The 18,820-nt window shown below is 65.9% G+C and carries 17 protein-coding genes; 5 read left to right on the top strand and 12 right to left on the bottom strand.

What is annotated here, in order from left to right:
• Window positions 1-295 (top strand): cyanase (gene cynS, locus AC1DK4_RS14020; RefSeq protein WP_477131597.1); only part of this gene is annotated, 295 nt, incomplete at its 5' end.
• A 111-nt stretch (window positions 296-406) separates the two neighbouring features.
• Here the strand turns inward: cynS and AC1DK4_RS14015 are convergent.
• From AC1DK4_RS14015 to paaA, 9 genes are all read right to left on the bottom strand, one after another.
• Window positions 407-829 (bottom strand): VOC family protein, encoded by a 423-nt coding sequence (locus AC1DK4_RS14015; protein WP_441619653.1) that lies wholly within the window; start codon window positions 827-829, stop codon window positions 407-409.
• A gap of 168 nt (window positions 830-997) precedes the next feature.
• A complete protein-coding gene (locus tag AC1DK4_RS14010) occupies window positions 998-1,987 on the bottom strand; it encodes a Bug family tripartite tricarboxylate transporter substrate binding protein (RefSeq protein ID WP_441619651.1) in 990 nt (329 codons plus the stop codon).
• A gap of 123 nt (window positions 1,988-2,110) precedes the next feature.
• Window positions 2,111-3,436: a phenylacetate--CoA ligase PaaK gene (gene paaK / locus AC1DK4_RS14005; protein WP_441649740.1), complete on the bottom strand. Its 1,326-nt coding sequence runs from the start codon at window positions 3,434-3,436 to the stop codon at window positions 2,111-2,113.
• A gap of 207 nt (window positions 3,437-3,643) precedes the next feature.
• A complete protein-coding gene (gene paaN, locus AC1DK4_RS14000) occupies window positions 3,644-5,341 on the bottom strand; it encodes a phenylacetic acid degradation protein PaaN (protein ID WP_441619647.1) in 1,698 nt (565 codons plus the stop codon).
• Between the two features lie 40 nt (window positions 5,342-5,381).
• Window positions 5,382-6,470 (bottom strand): 1,2-phenylacetyl-CoA epoxidase subunit PaaE, encoded by a 1,089-nt coding sequence (gene paaE / locus AC1DK4_RS13995; protein WP_441619645.1) that lies wholly within the window; start codon window positions 6,468-6,470, stop codon window positions 5,382-5,384.
• A 14-nt stretch (window positions 6,471-6,484) separates the two neighbouring features.
• The gene (gene paaD, locus AC1DK4_RS13990) at window positions 6,485-7,030 is read right to left on the bottom strand and encodes a 1,2-phenylacetyl-CoA epoxidase subunit PaaD (RefSeq protein WP_441619643.1); all 546 of its coding nucleotides are present in this window, start codon (window positions 7,028-7,030) and stop codon (window positions 6,485-6,487) included.
• Between the two features lie 3 nt (window positions 7,031-7,033).
• Window positions 7,034-7,858, bottom strand: coding sequence for a 1,2-phenylacetyl-CoA epoxidase subunit PaaC (paaC, locus tag AC1DK4_RS13985; RefSeq protein WP_441619641.1), 825 nt, complete (start codon window positions 7,856-7,858; stop codon window positions 7,034-7,036).
• A 14-nt stretch (window positions 7,859-7,872) separates the two neighbouring features.
• The gene (gene paaB / locus AC1DK4_RS13980; RefSeq protein ID WP_441619639.1) at window positions 7,873-8,157 is read right to left on the bottom strand and encodes a 1,2-phenylacetyl-CoA epoxidase subunit PaaB; all 285 of its coding nucleotides are present in this window, start codon (window positions 8,155-8,157) and stop codon (window positions 7,873-7,875) included.
• Window positions 8,158-8,170: 13 nt separating this feature from the next.
• Window positions 8,171-9,175, bottom strand: coding sequence for a 1,2-phenylacetyl-CoA epoxidase subunit PaaA (gene paaA / locus AC1DK4_RS13975; protein WP_441619657.1), 1,005 nt, complete (start codon window positions 9,173-9,175; stop codon window positions 8,171-8,173).
• A 383-nt stretch (window positions 9,176-9,558) separates the two neighbouring features.
• Between paaA and AC1DK4_RS13970 the strand changes: the two genes are divergently transcribed.
• Window positions 9,559-10,524 (top strand): Bug family tripartite tricarboxylate transporter substrate binding protein, encoded by a 966-nt coding sequence (locus AC1DK4_RS13970; protein ID WP_441619637.1) that lies wholly within the window; start codon window positions 9,559-9,561, stop codon window positions 10,522-10,524.
• A gap of 24 nt (window positions 10,525-10,548) precedes the next feature.
• On the opposite strand, the gene AC1DK4_RS13965 is transcribed toward AC1DK4_RS13970, so the two are convergent.
• Window positions 10,549-11,463 (bottom strand): LysR family transcriptional regulator, encoded by a 915-nt coding sequence (locus AC1DK4_RS13965; protein ID WP_477131596.1) that lies wholly within the window; start codon window positions 11,461-11,463, stop codon window positions 10,549-10,551.
• 290 nt (window positions 11,464-11,753) lie between these two features.
• Window positions 11,754-12,941: an iron-containing alcohol dehydrogenase gene (locus tag AC1DK4_RS13960; protein ID WP_441619634.1), complete on the bottom strand. Its 1,188-nt coding sequence runs from the start codon at window positions 12,939-12,941 to the stop codon at window positions 11,754-11,756.
• A 782-nt stretch (window positions 12,942-13,723) separates the two neighbouring features.
• Between AC1DK4_RS13960 and AC1DK4_RS13955 the strand changes: the two genes are divergently transcribed.
• From AC1DK4_RS13955 to AC1DK4_RS13945, 3 genes are all read left to right on the top strand, one after another.
• The gene (locus AC1DK4_RS13955) at window positions 13,724-14,098 is read left to right on the top strand and encodes a hypothetical protein (RefSeq protein WP_477131595.1); all 375 of its coding nucleotides are present in this window, start codon (window positions 13,724-13,726) and stop codon (window positions 14,096-14,098) included.
• 269 nt (window positions 14,099-14,367) lie between these two features.
• Window positions 14,368-14,937, top strand: a complete 570-nt coding sequence (locus AC1DK4_RS13950) for an AAA family ATPase (RefSeq protein WP_477116757.1) — start codon at window positions 14,368-14,370, stop codon at window positions 14,935-14,937.
• A gap of 98 nt (window positions 14,938-15,035) precedes the next feature.
• Entirely contained in the window at window positions 15,036-17,162 is a 2,127-nt protein-coding gene (locus AC1DK4_RS13945) for a winged helix-turn-helix domain-containing protein (RefSeq protein WP_477116756.1), read from the top strand.
• A gap of 151 nt (window positions 17,163-17,313) precedes the next feature.
• On the opposite strand, the gene AC1DK4_RS13940 is transcribed toward AC1DK4_RS13945, so the two are convergent.
• A complete protein-coding gene (locus AC1DK4_RS13940) occupies window positions 17,314-18,333 on the bottom strand; it encodes an NAD(P)H-quinone oxidoreductase (protein WP_441619628.1) in 1,020 nt (339 codons plus the stop codon).
• Window positions 18,334-18,820 lie beyond the last annotated feature (487 nt).

Here is an 18,820-nt window from a genome sequence, read left to right as displayed (position 1 = left end):
GGTGGTGGCCGCCAAGCTGGACCTGGACGACGACGCCGTGCGCCAGCTGCAGACCGTCCCCGTGCGCGGCAGCATCCCCGGCGGCGTGCCGACCGACCCGACCATCTACCGCTTCTACGAAATCGTGCAGATCTACGGCTCCACGCTCAAGGCGCTGGTGCACGAGCAGTTTGGCGACGGCATCATCAGCGCGATCAACTTCAAGCTCGACATCAAGAAAGTGGACGACCCCGAAGGCGGCCAGCGCGCGGTCATCACGCTCGATGGCAAGTACCTGCCGACCAAGCCGTTCTGAACGGCACGCCGGTGGCGGGATGGCCGCGGCACAAGCGGCATCCGTCCACCGCCCCCGGCGGCGCCCAGCGTAGTCGCCGGCCGGCGCCGCGATGCCCGGCACGCGAAGCGGCTAGCCTGCCGCGACGCGGGGGTCGAAGTCGAACTCGATGCGGATGCCGCCAGGCTCGCAGAGCATGGTGTGCCGCTTTGGCCCGGCGCCCAGCTGCTCGGGCGAAAACTCCACGACCACACCCGGCCATTTCGAGACACGCTCGAATACCTCGTTGAATTTTTCTTCCGTGGCGACGCGCAGCGCAAGGTGGTGCAGGCCCACGTTAGTCTTGCGGTCGAAACCGGTGAAGCTCGCTACATCGGCGACCTGCCACAGCGTCACCAGGACCTTGCCGTCCGAGACAAACGCCGCAGGGTAGTCCGGTTTCTCGCCGACCTGTTTCCATCCCAGGCACTGGATGAAGAAGTCTCGGGTACGCGCCAGATCCGGCACGCTCAGCCCAATATGGTCGATGCCAACGGTCATGGATTCTTCGTTCATGGTTTCGCCTTTTCAGGATGGTCGGAATCCCCCGGGGGGGACCTCTACATCCTGTCGCGCTGACGGGGAGGCGTCAAGGTGCATCAATGGCATTTCCGGAACTGACGAAAGCCTCCCCGCAGGCAATGAAGCCGATACCGCGCACCTGCCGGCGCAGCGCGGCGACGCTCAGTCCAGCGTGATCTTCAGGTCGCGGATCAGCTTGTGCCAGCGCAAGGTCTCGCTGCGCAGCAGGTCGGCATATTGCGCGGGCGTGCTGCCGACCGGCTCCACGCCGAAGTCCACCAGCCGCTTGTTGACGGCCGGCTCCCTGATGGCCGCCACGACCTGCTTGTTCAGCGTGGCGATTACCTCGCCCGGCGTGGCGGCCGGCGCCACCATTCCCACCAGCGCGGCAGCCTCCACGTTCTTGTAGCCGGCTTCGGCAAAGGTCGGCACATCCGGCAACTGCGGCAGGCGGGTCGGGCTGGCCACCGCCAGGGGCTTGACCTTGCCGCCCTTGATGAAGCCGGCGCCCGAGGCCAGGTCGACCATCATGGCCGGCACCTGACCGCCTGCCACGTCGGCCAGTGCGGGCGCCGCGCCACGGTAGGGCGCGTGGACCATGTTCAGCCCGGCCTCCACCTTGAGCAACTCCATTGCCAGGTGGTGCGGGCTGCCGGCGCCGGCGGAGGCGTAGTCGATGCCGCCCGCGCCGGATTTTGCCTTGGCCCTGGCGATGAATTCCTGCACGTTGTTGACCGGCATGCCCGGGCCGACCACGAGGATCATCGGGAACTTGCCCAGCAGCGTGACCGGCGCCAGGTCCTTGACCGGGTTGTAGGAAAGCGTCTTGTACAGCGCCGGGTTGAAAACCAGCGTGCCGTTGTCCGCCGACAGCACCGTGTAGCCATCGGCCGGTGCGCGCGCGGTCTCTGCCGCGGCGATCGCGGTGTTGCCACCCGGCTTGTTGTCGACCAGCACCGGCTGGCCCAGCTTGGCGGACAGCGCCTGGCCGATCGAGCGCGCCAGGAAGTCCGAGCCGCCGCCGGCCGGGTAGGGCACGATCCAGCGCACCGGCTTGGCCGGGAAGGGGGATTCGGCCGCAAGCGCGAAGGACGCCCAGGGCAGGACTGCCAGGCCGAGTCCGACGGCCAGGAATTTGCGGGTGGTGTTCATGTCTGTCTCCGGTTTCTAGTCATTTTTGGTTTCCTGCATCGCGCGGTGCCACGCCTGCGGTCAGTGCCGGAGCGGCCCCGCGGCGGCGGGCGGGGGTGCGCCAGCGCCCCCCGCCCGCCGGCCTCATACGCTCACGTGCCGCAGGTCGAGCACGCGTTGCGCCTTGCCGGTGGCGGTCGTCTTGATCTCACCGGCATTGAGCACGCGCACCGTCGTGGACACGCCGACGATCGTCTTCACCCGCTGCTGCAATTCCCTCGCAAGCTGGGCACGCTCGCTCTCGGCGAGGGCGTCGCAGAGTTCCGCCCGCGCTTCCACCGACACGGAGAGCGCATCCAGGTGGCCGTCGCGCGTGACGCACAGCTGGTAGTTCCCGCTGAGCCGCGCGATGCCGAGGATCAGCTCCTCGATCTGGCTGGGGAAGACGTTGACGCCACGGATGATCAGCATGTCGTCCGAGCGTCCCGTGATCTTCGCCAGCCTGCGCATCGAACGCGAGGTGGGCGGTAGCAGCGAAGTGAGGTCGCGCGTGCGGTAGCGGATCATCGGCATGGCTTCCTTCGACAGCGACGTGAACACCAGTTCGCCGTGGCTGCCGTCGGGCAATACCTCGCCGGTGATGGGGTCGATGATCTCCGGGTAGAAGTGATCCTCCCAGATGACCGGGCCATCCTTGCTTTCGATGCATTCGCACGCTACGCCGGGGCCCATGATCTCCGACAGGCCATAGATATCGAGCGCCTGGATGCCCGCACGCGTCTCGATCTCGCTGCGCATGCCCTGTGACCACGGCTCGGCGCCGAAGATGCCGAGCTTGAGCGAAGACGTCGCCGGATCCATGCCCTGGCGCGTCATCTCGTCGATCAGGTTGAGCATGTAGGAGGGCGTGACGAGAATGATGGACGGCTCGAAGTCGCGGATCAGCTGGACCTGCTTTTCGGTCTGCCCGCCGGACATCGGCACCACCATGCAGCCGAGCCGCTCCGCTCCGTAGTGGATGCCGAGGCCGCCGGTGAAGAGGCCGTAGCCGAAGGCGTTGTGCAGCGTGTCGCCGCGGCGCCCGCCCGCGGCCCGGATCGACCGTGCCGTCACGTTGGCCCAGGTGTCGATGTCGTTCGCGGTATAGCCCACCACGGTCGGCTTGCCGGTGGTGCCGCTGGAGGCGTGCACGCGCACCACCTCGTCGCGCGGCACCGCAAACAGTCCGAAGGGATAGTTGTCGCGCAGGTCCTTCTTCGTCGTGGTCGGAAATTTCGCCAGGTCCGAGAGCTGGCGCAGGTCGTCAGGGTGGACGCCGGCCGCGTCGAAGGCGCGGCGGTAGTGCGCCACGTTGTCGTAGGCGTGGCGGAGCGACCATTTGAGCCGCTCCAGTTGCAGCGCCTGGATCTCGTCGCGGCTGGCTAGTTCGATGGGGTCGAGTTCGCTCGGATGGGGAATGGGCTGGACCACGGTTGTCTCCTGGATATGACGCTACTGAATAGGATCGGACGGTGGCGGAGATGGGGGCGCCACGCAGCGGCCTGCCTCCTGGCGATGCGAGGCGACGGTCTGTGCCGTCGTCCGTCGCCAGGCTGGCAAGCGTCCGGTAGTACTTGTATCGATGGTTGGCGGACCGAAGCCGCTCAGGCGCCCGTAGCGGGCGCGCTGGCGGGCACGCTATGCAGGCGAGCGCTGCGCAACATGGCGGCGGCTCTGCACGACGCGGAACCGGTTGGCGACGAACGCCGAGTCGGCGAGGCTGGCGTTGGCCGCGGGATTCGCCCCGGTGGCATGGAAGTCGGAAAACGCTGCCGACTGGTTCACGAACACGCCGCCCGCGAGGTTCACCGACAAGGCGACACCGCCCGTCACCGCAGCCTCTTCGGCCGCTTCGAGCACCTGCTCATCGGTGCTGTAGACGGATAGCGTCAGCGCGCCGCGCGTGCGGGCGATGCGTGCGGCGAGTGCCAGCGAATGCGCGGTGGAGTCGGTGGCGACCACGAACGCGATCGGGCCGAACCATTCCTGCGTGAACGCGGCTTCGTCGCCGCTGGCGTCGAGCTTGCGCAGCAGCGGTGTGCTGACACGGGCTTCCGGATAGGCCGGATGCGCCAGGCTGCGGCTGTCGAGCAGCGGCGTGCCAAGCCGGGCTGCCTGTCCGATGCGGTCGAGCACGCCCTGGTTCTGGATCGCGCCCGTCAGTTCGACGGCCTTGGCCGGATCGGCGGTCAGCTTCTGCACGGCGTCGGCGATGGAGCGGGCGACGTCGTCGAACGACACCGTGCCTTCGGCCGTGCGGATGCCGTCGCGCGGCACATAGATATTCTGGGGCGCGGTGCACATCTGGCCGGAGTACAGCGCGAGCGAGAATGCGATATTGCGCGACACGGCCTTCAGGTCTTCGGCCGAGTCGATCACGATCTGGTTGACACCCGCCTTCTCCGTGTAGACCTGCGCCTGGCGGGCATGCGCTTCCAGCCAGTCTCCGTTGGCGGTGCTGCCGGTGAAATCGATCACGCGGATCTCGTCGCGCGTGGCCAGCGATTGCACGAGGGGCCCGTCGTTGGGGGCGGTCGCCAGCAGGGTCACCACGTTGGGGTCGAAGCCGGCCTCCGCCAGCACCTGGCGCGCGATGCGCACGGTGATGGCGAGCGGCAGGATCGCGGCGGGATGGGGTTTGACGATGACGGCATTGCCGGTGGCGAGATCGGCGAACATGCCGGGATAGCTGTTCCAGGTCGGGAAGGTGCAGCAGCCGATCACCAGCCCGATGCCGCGCGGCACGATGGTGAAGCGCTTTTCCATGGCCAGCGGCGGGTTCTTGCCTTGCGGCTTTTCCCAGTAGGCCGACTCGGGGACAGCGCGCATTGCGTCCCAGGCGTAGGCGATCGCCTCGAGCGCGCGGTCTTGCGCATGCGGGCCGCCGGCCTGGAACGCCATCATGAAGGCCTGCCCCGTGGTGTGCATGACGCTGTGCGCGATCTCGAAGCTGGCGCGGTTCAGCCGCTCGAGGATTTCCAGGCTCACGCCGATCCAGGCCTTCGGGCCTGCCTTGCGGTACTGCGCCTGCGCCTGCTGCACCGCCGGGATCAGTGCATCCGGGTCGGCCTTGGGATAGCCGATGTCCAGTGCGAAGCCGAACGGCGAGTGTTCCTGGCCAACGGTGCCGCTGCCGCCATGGCTGCCGGCCTGGTCGAGCGCGAAGGGCTGCCCGAGTTGCGCCTTGAATGCCGCTTCGCCGTCAGCCGCGGCGGTCTCGCCGTAGGCGCGCGGGCTGGGCATCTCGTTGAAGGGACTCCAGTAGCCGCGCGTGCGGATGGCTTCCAGGGCGTGTTCGAGGGTCTTTTCGTGTTTGGTAAACAGGGAGTGGTTCATCGCTGGGGGCCGCTTTTTCTGGTAGGTTGCAGTGATCGGATTACCGTTCGTCGTAGCTCACGACAACCCGGTCCGACACCGGATGGCATTGGCAGGTGAGCACGAAGCCATCGTCGATTTCATGCTGTTCGAGCGTGTAGTTCTTTTCCATCTTCACTTCGCCTTCGAGGACCTTCGCCCGGCACGTGCAGCACACGCCGCCCTTGCAGGCATAGGGCAGGGCGAGGCCGGCCTTGAGGCCGACATCGAGCACGCTGATTCCCTGGTACGGCAGGCGCAGCTTGCGCTTCTTGCCGTCGATGATCAGTTCCAGGTCAGCGGCCGGCATGTCGTCGGTGATCTCGACCGGTGGCACGCCGGCCTGGGGCAGCGGCGTGCCGAAGCGCTCGACGTGCACCTTCTCCGGCGCCACGCCGGCAGCCTTCAGGGCCGCTTCGGCGGCGTCCATCATCGGTCCGGGACCGCAGATGAATGCCTCGTCGATCTCCGTGGCCGGCGTGAGCGTCTGCAGGAAAGCGCGGCACTTGTCCTGGTCCAGCACGCCGTTGAACAGTTCGACTTCCTGCAGGTCGTCGGACAGCACGTGATACAGCGAGAACCGGCTCATGAAGCGGTTCTTGAGGTCTTCGAGTTCCTCGGCGAACATGATCGCGTCGACGCTGCGGTTGCCATACACCAGCGTGAAGCGGCTGGTCGGCTCGGTCTCGAGGGTGGTCTTGATGATGGCAAGGACGGGCGTGATGCCGGAGCCGCCGGAGAAGGCGACGTACGACCTTGACAGGTCGGCGTTCAGGTGCGTGAAGAAGCGGCCGTCGGGGGTCATCACTTCGATCTCGTGCCCGGGGCGCAGCGTATCGAACGCAAAGTTCGAGAATCGCCCGCCGCGCACCCGCTTGATGCCGATGCGCAGTTCGCCGTCGCGGTCGTAATCGGTGACGCCGACACAGATCGAGTACGAGCGGCGCGTCTCCTCGCCGTCAAGGTGGGTCTTCAGCGTGACGAACTGCCCTTGCGTGAAGCGGTACGCGTCGCGCAGCTCGTCGGGCACTTCGAACGAGACCGTGACGGCATCGGCGGTTTCGGGCCGTACCTCGCGGATACGCAGCGGATGGAATTGCGGAGTCGCCATGATGTCGGTCCAGGTCAGTACGGTTTGAAATAGTCGAACGGCTCGCGGCAGTCGATGCAGCGGTATAGGGCCTTGCACGCCGTCGAGCCGAATTGCGCCAGGCGCTCGGTGTGGTGCGAGCCGCATTGCGGGCAGGCCGGCGTGGCGCTGGCGGCGCGCGCCACGAAGCGGATCGTCGTTTCCCGGGGCGCCTGGTGGCTGCCGCAGTTGCCCATCGGTGGCGCGATGCCGTAGCGGCGCAGCTTCTCGCGCGCATCGGCGGTGATCCAGTCGGTGGTCCATGCCGGCGCGAGCACGGTGGCAATCCGGTGCGGCACGATGCCGGCCGCGCTGAGCGCCTGGCCGATGTCCTCCGCGATCTGCGACATCGCCGGGCAGCCCGAGTAGGTCGGCGTGATCACAACCTCGACGGCGCCGTCCGCGCCGCGCCGCACGTCGCGCAGGATTCCCAGTTCGCGCAGCGACACCACTGGGATCTCCGGGTCCGGCACCGCTTCCAGCACGGCCCAGGCGTGTTCCAGCGTGGCGTCCGGCGTCATCATGGCGTTGGCGTTCATCATGTCCTACCAGGTTGCACCAGGATGCTGGCGTGCCAGCGACTGCATTTCGGCCAGCAGGTAGCCCATGTGCTCGGAATGCTCGCCGTGCTTGCCGGTGGTGATGTACTGCACCGCGGCGGGGGCACTGAGAGTTGCCTCGGCCAGCGTCGCGGCGACGTCAGCCTGCCATGCGGGCTCGAGGTCCGCCATCAGCGGGCCGATGCCGGCCGCCGCGATCGCGGTTTCCACGGCGTCGGTCGCGAAGAACTCCTGTGTGTACGGCATCAGGTAATCGAGTGCCGCCTGCGCCCGCCGGTGCGATTCGTCGGTGCCGTCGCCCAGGCGGACCAGCCAGTCGCTTGCGTGTTGCAGGTGATAGCGCGTCTCCTTCAGCGACTTGGCCGCGATCGCCGCCAGTTGCGTGTCGGCGGACGACTCCAGGGCGGCCCACAGGTGGATCATCAGCGCCGAATAGAGGAAGTTGCGCGCGATCGTCACGGCGTAGTCGCGATCGGTGCGCACCGTGCCGGCAAGCGGGCCGGCGTGCGGCAGCTCGGCGATGGTGTAGTTGGCGAACTCGCGCTCGGTGCGGAAGTACGCGTAGCTGTCTTCGGTCTTCGTTGCGCCGCCGGCGGCTTCGTCGAGGGCCGCGGCATGCGAGTACAGCAGGCGGGACTGGCCGATCAGGTCCAGGCTGATATTGGCCTGCGCGATGTCTTCCTCGAGTGCCGGGCCCTGGCCGCACCACTCGCTGTTGCGCTGGCCGAGGATCAGGGCATTGTCTGCCAGCCGGAGCACATAGGAGAGGTGGGCGGACGCATGGGGGGAAGTATGGGGTGACGTAGTCATGGTCATGTCCCGCCTCACATGTGGTCGACTTCGGCCGGCAGCACGAAGAAGGTCGGATGGCGGTAGATCTTGTCGCCGGCCGGCTCGAAGAATGCCTCCTTGTCCGCCGGGTCGGACGCCGTGATCGCGGCCGACGGCACCACCCAGATGCTGACGCCTTCCTGCCGGCGCGTGTAGACATCGCGCGCCATGCGCAGCGCGGTGCTTGCATCGGACGCATGCAGGCTGCCGCAATGCTTGTGGTCCAGGCCCTGCTTGCTGCGTACGAATACTTCCCAGATCGGCCATTCCTTGCTCATCTTCGTCTCCTGTTCAAGCGGCTTGTTTGTGTGCGCGCGCCGCCTGCTTGGCGGCATGGGCGAGGGCGGCTTCGCGTACCCAGGCGCCGTCGTCGTGTGCCTTCACGCGGGTGGCGAGGCGTTCCTTGTTGCACGGCCCGTCGCCGTTCACCACGCGCCAGAACTCTTCCCAGTCGATCGCGCCGTAGTCGTGCGCCTTGCGCTCCTCGTTCCACTTAAGGTCCGGATCGGGCAACGTCACGCCGAGGATCTTGGCTTGCTCGACAGTCGCATCGACGAATTTCTGCCGCAGGTCGTCGTTGGAGATACGCTTGATGCCCCACTGGAACGACTGCCCGCTGTGGATCGAATCCTTGTCGCTCGGGCCGAACATCATCAGCACCGGCCACCACCAGCGATTCACCGCCTGCTGCACCATGTCCTTCTGCGCCTGCGTGCCCTTCATCATCGAGAGCAGGGCGTCGAAGCCCTGGCGCTGGTGGAACGACTCCTCCTTGCAGATGCGGATCATTGCCCGTGCGTACGGGCCGTAGGTGCAGCGGCACAGCGGGATCTGATTCATGATCGCCGCGCCATCGACCAGCCAGCCGATCACGCCGACATCCGCCCAGGTGGGCGTGGGGTAATTGAAGATGCTCGAGTACTTGGCCTTGCCGGCATGCAGTGCATCGACCAGCTGGTCGCGCGAGACGCCCATCGTTTCGGCCGCGCTATACAGGTAGAGGCCGTGGCCGCCTTCGTCCTGCACCTTGGCCAGCAGGATCGCCTTGCGCTTGAGGCTTGGCGCGCGGCTGATCCAGTTGCCTTCGGGCTGCATGCCGATGATCTCGGAGTGCGCGTGCTGCGAAATCTGCCGGATCAGCGTCTTGCGATATGCGTCTGGCATCCAGTCCTGCGCCTCGACCTTGCCGTCGGCCCGCATCAGCGCGTCGAAGCGGGCTTGCTCGGGAGAGACGTCGGCGTTCGCCGTATCGATGGGCTGGAGGCCGCCTGGGATATCAAGTGACTGGGTGTACATGAGATTTTCCTGGGGGATCTGGAGACTGAGTATATTAATAAACCGACCGGCCGGTCGATGAATTATAAGAATCGATTCGAAGATTTCAATAGGATTAGATTTGCGGGTGATGCCGGCGATGTTCGCGAGATCGGCAAGCGGACGGAAGGCCGCCAAATGCAGGTCGCGCATGGGACGCCGCTGACGCTTCGCGATGCCCTTGGCGCACATGCCGATGCGCGCCCGCGCGTATCAGGCACCCGGCGCGGGCATCTGCATCCGCGATGGCGGGATCGCGATACGCCATTTTGCAAGGGACCGCGAGCCAGTCACCATGGGAAAAGAGGTCGCTGCCGCCGCGAAGCACGCTGCCGGCGACCCTTTCCACCAAAGGAGACAAGGACATGGCACCACGGAAACTCTTGCAGGCCTGCCTCGCGTTCAGCGTGGCGACAACGGCGTTCGCCCAGGATCCCTATCCGTACAAGCCGGTGGCCGTCGTGGTCCCGCAGACGCCAGGCGGCGCCAACGACGCCATTGCCCGCATCGTCACGCAGAAGCTGTCGGAGCAGTTCGGGCGGCAGTTCATCGTGGAGAACCGGCCCGGTGCCGGCGGCAACATCGGCACGGCCTACGTCGGCAAGGCCGCCGCCGATGGCTATACGCTCCTGTTTACCGTAAGCAGCGCGCACCTTATCAATCCGGCGCTGTACAAGCGCACGGGCTTCGATCCGGTCCGCGATTTCGTGCCGGTGGGCAGTGTCGCGACGGCAGGGTATGTGCTCGTTGCCAATCCCGCCTTCGGGCCGAACAACGTCAGAGAACTGGTCGAAGCGGCGCGCGCGAAGCCGGACACGATCATGTATGCGTCCGCCGGCAACGGCACCTTGAACCACCTGATCGGCGAAATGCTCCAGCACAGCGCCAACATCAAGCTTGTCCATGTTCCTTACAAGGGCGCTTCGGCTGCCGTGGCGGACGTGGTGGGCGGACAAGTGCCGCTATCGGTGCAGAGCCTGCCGTCGGCGCTGCCCTTTATCCGCGCGGGCAAGCTCAAGGTGCTCGGCGTCACCAATGAAAAGCGGTTGCCCTCCATGCCGCAGGTACCCACCGTGGGGGAGACGCTGCCGGGCTTCGGAGCCACCCCCTGGTACGGGCTTTTCGCCCCCGCGCATACGCCCGGCGCGGTGGTCGGCCGCCTTCAGGCGGCCCTGAACAAGGTCATCGACAGCCCCGACGTGCGCGACACCCTCGCCCGGCAGGGATGCCAGCCCTTCGTGTCGGGCACGCCGCAGTTCGAGGCGCTGATCCGCGACGAGTTGCCGCGCTGGGCCGCCATCGTCAAGGCAGCCGGCGCGACCGTCGACTAAGCCCGGCGCGGCTGGCCGCTTGCGCTATGCGCGCAAGGCGGCCAGCGCGCGGGCCGACGGGCACAGGTGGTCTACCAGCAGCCGCGCCGCCACCGGCAGGCTGTCGTAGGAGCGGATGCACAGATTGAGCTTGCGCCGCGCCCATGGCTCCTTCAGCCCGACCGGCCGGATCTTCAGCACCCTGGCGTATCGTTGCGCCAGGCTCTTGGGAAGAATGACGATGCCCATCCTGGACTCGACCATCARGCAGACCGCGTCGTAGCTGTTGACCTGCATGCGGAATCTCACCGGCACGCCGAGCTCGCCGGCAGCGCGCATGAGCTGCAGGTTGATGAAGCTGCCGGTCTGCAGACCGATCAGGTAGTGCTCCAGCAGTTCGGCGCTGGTCAGCCATTTGCGGCCGCCCAGGGGATGGCCGGCAGGGACCACCACGACCAGTTGATCCTCGCGGTAGGGCAGCGTGAGGACATTCTGCGGCTGGCTGCCCAGGTCTGCATAGAAGCCCACATCCGCTGCGTTCTCGGCCACCCCGTGCAGGATGGCGCTGCTGATGCGTTCCTCCAGCTGGAGCTGCACGTGCGGGTATTTCTCGACAAAACCCTGCAGGTCGGCCGGCAGGAACTGTGCGATCGAGGACACGTTGGCGAAGATGCGCACCAACCCGCGAGTGCCGCTCGAATAGTCATGCATCAACGTGAAGATATTGTCGAGGTCGTTGATGATGCCGCGCGACAGGTTTTGCAGGGCGACACCCGCCGGGGTGGGGGAGATGCCCTTGTTGCTGCGCTCCAGCAATTGCGTATTGAGGACGTCTTCGAGATCGCTGATCCGCTTGCTGACCGCGGAGGCGGCGATATGCTCGCGCTCCGCGGCAGCGGCGATGGTGCCAAGCTCGGCTACCGCGAGGAACAGCTTGAGCGAAACCGGGTCGATTTTCATGGGCGGGGAGGAGTCTCCGGAACGGGGCCAGCCGCGACCGCACGGACCGCGCGGCACACGCGCCGCGCCAGGATCGTGCCCCGGGGTAGCTGCGGGCTTTGTCCTGCCGCAGCCAACAGGCGGCAAGCCGGTGTGGCGAGCCCGCCATCGTGCGTGGCGATGGCTATATTACGCTCCTGGCCACGCCATGGCGCGATGCCCGGCGCGGCGCCAGAGACACGGGCATGCCCGTGGCGGCGGTCGCTTCAGGGCCGGGCTGGCCACACCGGCCGCCGTGGCGGCCGGCGCAATCAGGGCCGCCAGGCGAGCGACAGGATCGCGCGCAGATCCGCCGCGGTCCTGATCGGGCGGATGTTGTTGCGCGTCACCATCGGGTGGGCCAGCGCGGGCGCGATCATATCGTCGACCTGCTGTCGCGTGAGACCGAGGTCGTCGAGCGTCGTCGGCATGCCCAGTCGCTCGAGGAGATTGCCGAGAATCGCGTGGAAGGGCCGGTCCGGCTGCCCCAGCGCGGCGCGAATCCGGTCGTGCTGTGGCACCGCCCAGCCCTCGAGCCACCTGGCCTGGGCCAGCATCAGCACACAGGCCGCATCGCTGTGCGGAACCCCGCCGCGGGGCCCCACGATGTGAACCATCCAGTGGCTGAAGCCATGGGGCACCGACATTTGCCCCATCCCCGTGTACCACGTCGCCAGCTGGCACTGGGTGAAGGCATCGAGCACGCCCCGCGCGAGCAGAGGCAGGTTTTCCATGTAAAGCGTGATGGCTTTCTCGGCCAGCACGCTCGCAAACGGATGCGTCGATGACGAACACGCCGTGTTGATGGCGTGGTCGAGGCCGCGGATTCCCGTCGACATCAGCAAGCGCACGGGCGTCTGGAGAAGGAGCGCGGGGTCGTAGATGATTGCCTGCGGCGAGCCGTCGGGCACGACAAAGCGCGCCTTCAGCCGGGTCTCGTCGTCGATCGGCGTGCTCACCGGTGTCCACTCCGACGTGGCCAGCGTGGTGGGGATCGCGATCTGGCGGATCGCCGCCGGCGCTTGCGAGGTCGTCAGCATCTCGGTGCCGTCGTCCGACAGGACGAACTGCAGCTCGAGCAGCCGCGCCCTGTCATACACGTTCTCGGAGAGGCAAAGTTGCATCGCCTTGCACATATCCATGACCGAGCCGCCGCCGACCGAGACAATCACGTCCGCGCGCGCATCCCTTGCCTGCCTTGCCGCCCTGAGCACATTGGACAGCGGGGAGTGCTCGCCGACGTCGTCGGTCAGGCCGACCAGGCGCTCGCCAAGGCATGCCCTGATCTGCCCGATGAACTCTGTCTTCGTGTTGATCGACCGCGAGCAGACGACGAACACGCGTCGATACCCGAACAGCGACAAGACGTCCGGCAGCGCCTCGGCTGCCGACACGTTGTGGAATACGCGCTCGTGTCCCGTGAAGCGGTAGCGAAACGCCCTGTGTCCGATGCTTTCCATCCTGGTTTCCTTGTGATCCCGGCGCGCGACGGAGCGCGGCGCCTGCAGGTCACCGAATCATGGCGCCAGGGTGTCGGCCCGAAAACAAGTGGTTCGCGAGCCTGCCATCGTGAATGGAGATGGCGGCAGCCGGGGCGCATGCCGGGGCTGCCTTGGATGCCTTATGGCATGGACCGCAGGACGGATCGCTTCGGGCGCGAGGACAGCCGGTCCACGGCCCTTCGTACTTCAGGAACGGTGCGGAAATGTCCAGTCGCTTTCCGGAGAGGATTTGGCCAGAAATGAGAACGATGTGTTCTCATCCGGCATGTTTATTCCCTGCGCCCGATTCCCTAGACTCTTGTCATGTCCATTGAGTCGAGAATAAGGACTCAATAAATAGGCAAAAACCAAGGCATCTGGGATGTTCCGAGAATTAATTTCCATAGTGTTGGCCGGATCGATTGTTGGCCATTCTCTGCCGGCCGTGGCCGGACCCGACTTCTACGTCATCGAGAGGGCCAGGGCGGAAAAGCGAGCCCTGGCGAAAAAGAGGGCGGATACGACGAAGGCATCCAGCCCTGGAGCCGGTGTTTCCATGCTTACGCCGCGTGGCGTCGAATACAGACCGGAGAGCAAGATGTCCGGTGGATAGGCGACTAGCGGCAGGCGCGAACCGGCAGCTGCCAGGCGGGTGGCGGGCTACCCCCTCGGATGGGGAGGGCGGTTGAAAACCATGGGGAAAGGCGCAAGATGACCGGCGTGATTGGATTAATCAGTTTTTTCCTGCCGGAGATTTAATTATGAAGCGCACATCCCTGTTTGTCTTGTCTCTTTCCTTTGTCGCGGGTATTGCCGCAGCACAGGCACAGAGGACGCCAGACCCATACACAGACGGCGCGCGCACCGGAAGCCGGGACCCGTACACGGAGGGCGCGAATTCCGGCAAGTTCGATCCGTACACCAGCGGCGCGAGGCAGTCCACCGCCGAAAAACTGAATCCGTCGCAAGCTACGGGGCCGGACAAGCCGAGCCGCGATCCCTATGGCAGCGGGGCCAGGAACGGCGCACGCGACCCCTACACCGACGGCGCCAGGAACGGCCCGCRTGACCCCTACACCGATGGTGCGCGCTCGGGCAAGCCCGACCCCTTTACGGACGGCGCGAAGTCGAAATAGGCGCGCAGTCGTGCCGTCCGTGTGATCAGTATCCGCTGGGGCACCTGGCCATGCATGATGAATCTGCAGTCCCGGCGGGTACATTTCCGGCTGGCAAGGTATTCTGGATCGGCCTGATCCGACAACCTATACTTGCGGTGATAATCACCAGGCAGCGTGGGGCTTCGGAAAATTAGCGGTGTGACCACGCGCCGGCCCCGCGCCCGGCGGTGACTTGCCACGGCGACGATCATGAGTCCGACTGGTTCCCGAGGAGCAATACGAGCGAGATGACGCAAGCCCAGACGCTACCCGGCCCGGCCTCGGCCCGCGACGCGAAATGGAGGCCAGCGCTGATCCGCACCAAGCTGGTTCCGCCATACACGCGCCATCAGATTGCCCGTCACAATGCGCTCCAGCTCCTGTCACGCGGCACCGAATGCAAGCTCACAGCCCTGGTTGCCCCCGCAGGCTTCGGCAAGACCACGCTTCTTTGCGAGTGGCGCAATGCACTTCTCGAGCAAGCGTACGCGGTGGCATGGCTGAGCATCGATCGCGAGGATGACGACCTGGTCCAGTTTACGGCCTACCTGCTGGCCGCAGTCCAGCAGGCGAGCGCCGAGGTAGGCGACCGCATGCAGCAACTCCTGCGCAATGACTATCTCGCACCCGTGGAGGCGCTTCTCGCTGAGCTGCTCAACGAGGTGGCGGCATGGGAGGGGAAGCTCGTCCTCATTCTCGACGACTTCGATCGCCTTCGCTCCGGCGATATCCATGAAGCCGTGTTCCGGCTCCTGCGCTATGCACCGGAGAACCTCCATATCGCTATAGCGGGCGAAGCGAGCCACCAATACCGCTGAGTTATTTTGCGTCCCGGGGCCAGCTGCTGCGCCTGGGGCCGGAAGACCTGCGTTTCGATCCCGCGGAAACGCAGGCCTTCTTCTCGAAGACGGCAGGGGTGACGCTGGACGGCGAACAGACCCGGAAGCTTCTGAGCGCCACCGAGGGTTGGGTCGCAGGGTTGCAACTCGCGTCGCTGGCGCTCAAGCAAGGCGGGGAGGGCGAGGATCTTGCGGCACAGTTGCCGCGCGCCCGGCGCGACATCGCTTCCTACCTGAGCGAGAACGTCATGGCGCACGTGCCTGGCGAGATGCTGGACTTCCTGCTGGACATATCGATCCTGGACCGGCTCTCGGCGGCCCTGTGCAACGCCGTGACCGGCAGGGACGATGCGCGCAAGAACCTCGAGTGGTTGCTGGCCGGCAATATGTTCCTGCGCCCGCTTGACGCGGAATGGGAGTGGTACCGGTTTCATGCGCTGTTCACGGATTACCTGCGCAAGCGCCTGCAGGAGGAACGGGCGGAGGATATCGCCGGCCTGCATCGCAGGGCCAGTGCATGGTATGCCGGCCAGTCCCTGTGGCCGGAGGCCGTCAAGCATGCGCTCGCCGCGGGCGATGTGGACCAGGCCGCGAGCTGGGTCGAGCGCTGCGCCATGACGCTGGTCGAAGCCAGCGATGTACGAACAGTACTGACCTGGCTGGCCAAGCTTCCGCACGAGGCAATACAAGGCCGGCTGCGCCTGCGCCTGGTTCATGCCTGGGCGCTCGCGCTTTCGCTGCAGACGGTGCTGGCGCAGCGGGAACTGCGCGCGGTCGAAGCCGACATCGCTCGCGACCGCTCCGTTGCCGACAGCATCGGCGTGGAACTGGCCGCCGTGAAAGCGTTGATTGCTGGCCTGTCCGATGCGAGCCGGGATTCTCTCGAGCTCGGACGGAGTGTGCTGGACATGCGGCCGGAACCGAACTCGTGGGAGGAGGGCATAGGGCTGACCACGCTCGTGTTCGGGTTGGCATATGCGTCCGAGTTCGACGAAGTGCAGCGCCTGCGCGACCGTGTCTCCCATGGTGCCGAGCGGGGTGCGCCCCTCTATGCCACCGTCTATCGGCAGAGCATGGTCGGCCTGAGCCTCTTTGTGGAGGGCAGACTGGAAGAGGCCGTGACCACCCTGGAGCACGCGCTTGGCCAAGCCAACGCAAGCGCCGGCAGCCAGTCCGCGGCCGCCGTACTGCCGGTTGGCTACCTTGCCGCGATCCGCTATGAGTGGAATCATCTCGAGCGGGTCGCCGAGATCCTGCGTGGGCGGCTCGATATCGCGCTCCAGGCCTGTTCCCTGGGTCCCCTGGCGGGCTTCTGCATCACGCTGGCGCGGCTGGCGTTCCTGAACGGCGACGTGGATGAAGCGAACGGGATCGTGGAACGCGCCGAAGCCGTCGCGAAGGAACGCGGCTGGCTCCGCCTGCAGGTGGCCTGCAAGGCCGAGGCCATCCGGCTGGCCATTCGCGCCGGCAATCTCGGGCGCGCCGCCAGCATGGGGCATGCGCTTGAGACGCTGCTGCCAGGCGAGAATCCACAGGCACTGTCAGGCAGCCAGCGCGAGACATGGCAGCGGCGCGAAGCCGCACTGTGCCGGTTGCTGATTGCGCGTGGGCGCGCCACGGAGGCGCTGCCACGTCTGCGCGCCATGCAAGCGGAGGCGCGCGTCGCGGGCATGCGCTATGTCCTGTCCCAGGTGACCGTGCTGCTGGCCGTGGCCACCCTGAGCGCGGGCCAGCCCGAGGACGCTGCCGCGGCGATCGGGGAAGCGGTGATCTATGGCCAGGACAACGGGCTGTGCAGGGTGTTCCTCGACGAAGGCGAACCGGCGCGCGAGATCCTTCACGCGTTGCGCAAGCGCCCCGACGCCTTTCCAGGTGTCGAGTCCTGGTATATCGAGAAGGTTCTCGCCGGGCTGGACGCGACGGGAAACGCCGCGGCCGCGCCGGTGCGGCCCGCCGCGGAGCGCCCGCCCGAGCGAACGGCGGCCAGCAGGCTGAGCGCCCGCGAAGTCGAGATCCTCGACTACGTCGCCCGCGGCCTTTCGAACAAGGAAATCGCCCGGGCGCTCCGGGTAGCCCCCGAGACCATCAAATGGCATCTCAAGAACATCTATGAGAAGCTGAGCGTGACGTCCCGCATTCAGGCCATCCAGAGCGGACTGGGCATGGATCTGCCCCGCCACGACCGGCCGAAGGGGCATGCCTGACGCAGGCGTTCAAACGCCGCCTCTCCGGCGGCGCTTTATCTCGTCGGACACCGCGCCGGACACCTCGCTCGCGCCGGCCATGATACGCGCGCGGTGTTCAGCCGGAGCGGGCTCCGGCTGAACATGCATACCCGCGGATACGGGCAAGCTGCTAGGCAGATGGCGTCAGAACGATCTTCCCGATATGCGTACCGGAGTCCATCAGTTCATGCGCCTGCGCGGCGTTCTCGAGCGGGAAGGTCCTGTCGACGAGCGGCTTGATCGTGCCGCCTGCCATCAGGGGCCAGACATGTTCCTCCAGTTCGCGGATGATCTGCGACTTCTCGGCTGCGGTGCGGGAGCGCAGCGTCGAGCCGATATGGGTCAGGCGCTTGGTCAGCATCGGGAAGAAGTCCACGTTCTGCGCCGCCCCCTTGATGACACCGATCTGCAGGATGCGCCCGTTCAATGCGGCCGCGGCGTAGTTGCGCGCTACGTAGTCGCCCGCGATGATATCGACAATCACGTCCACGCCGTTGCCGTCGGTGTGGCGCATCACCGCCTCGACAAAATCCTCTTCGAGGTAGTTGACCGCGTGGTCGGCGCCGAGCCGTAGACTGGCGTCGCGTTGCGCCGCGGAACCGACCGTCGTGATGATCTTGCTTGCGCCGAAGGCTCTGCTCAGCATGGTGGCGGTGGTGCCGATGCCCGATGCGCCGCCGTGGATCAATACGGTATCGCCCTTTGCGAACTTGCCGCGCTGGAACAGGTTCAGCCACACCGTCATGAAGGTTTCCGGCATCGCCGCCGCCTCGATCAGCGTCAGGCCGGGCGGAATGCGCAAGGTGTTGCTCTCGTTGGCGACAGCAAACTCCGCGTAGCCGCCGCCGGGGATCAGGGCGCACACCAGATCGCCCGTCTTGAATTGCGTGACGCGGTCTCCCAGTGCGACGATTTCGCCTGCCACCTCGAGTCCGGGGATATCGGATGCACCCGGTGGCGGGTCATACAGCCCTTTGCGCTGGAAGACGTCCGGGCCGTTGACGCCGGCCGCAATGATGCGAATCAGCACTTCGTCGGGTTTCGGCCGGGGAACGGGACGCTGTGTCGGGACGAGAACCTCCGGACCGCCCGGACGGACGATTTCGACCGCGATCATGGAATCACGAAGGGTTGACGGATTGATGGACATGAAAAATCTAAAATAAACCTAAAGGATTGATGAATTTTCGTTTAATCATATTTCAATGAGAAATTGAAAAAACGATAAGAGAAAGTATAGGTTCTTCCGAATATTCCATGTGATGCGCTTGCTCAGTGCACGAATGCGAAAATGCATCAGTGGGAGGCGCAGTGGGACTTGCCGCGTGATGTCTTGTGCCGATACGCACTACGCGCCACGCGCGCGCGGGCACTTCTCTGCCCATAAGCCGCGCGCCGGAACGCATTGTGCGTGCGTTGTCACCTTCGAGTTGCGTTCATTCCCGATGCCCCCCGGATGGGGAGGCGGCTTGCATGGCCGTGGCAGATCCGGATGATGCTTGCTGTCGGTGGCAGGCTGGCCGCGCGTGAAGCGTGATGCCGACCGCAACTTCATGAATCGCGATAGCCGGCAGGCCCGTCGCCAGAGGTCGACCCACCTGACGTTGCGGCGGGGGCGCCGTTATCGGCGGCCGCCG

This window comes from Cupriavidus sp. 05N38, assembly GCF_056397345.1.
This window is presented reverse-complemented; position numbering and strand designations above follow the sequence as displayed.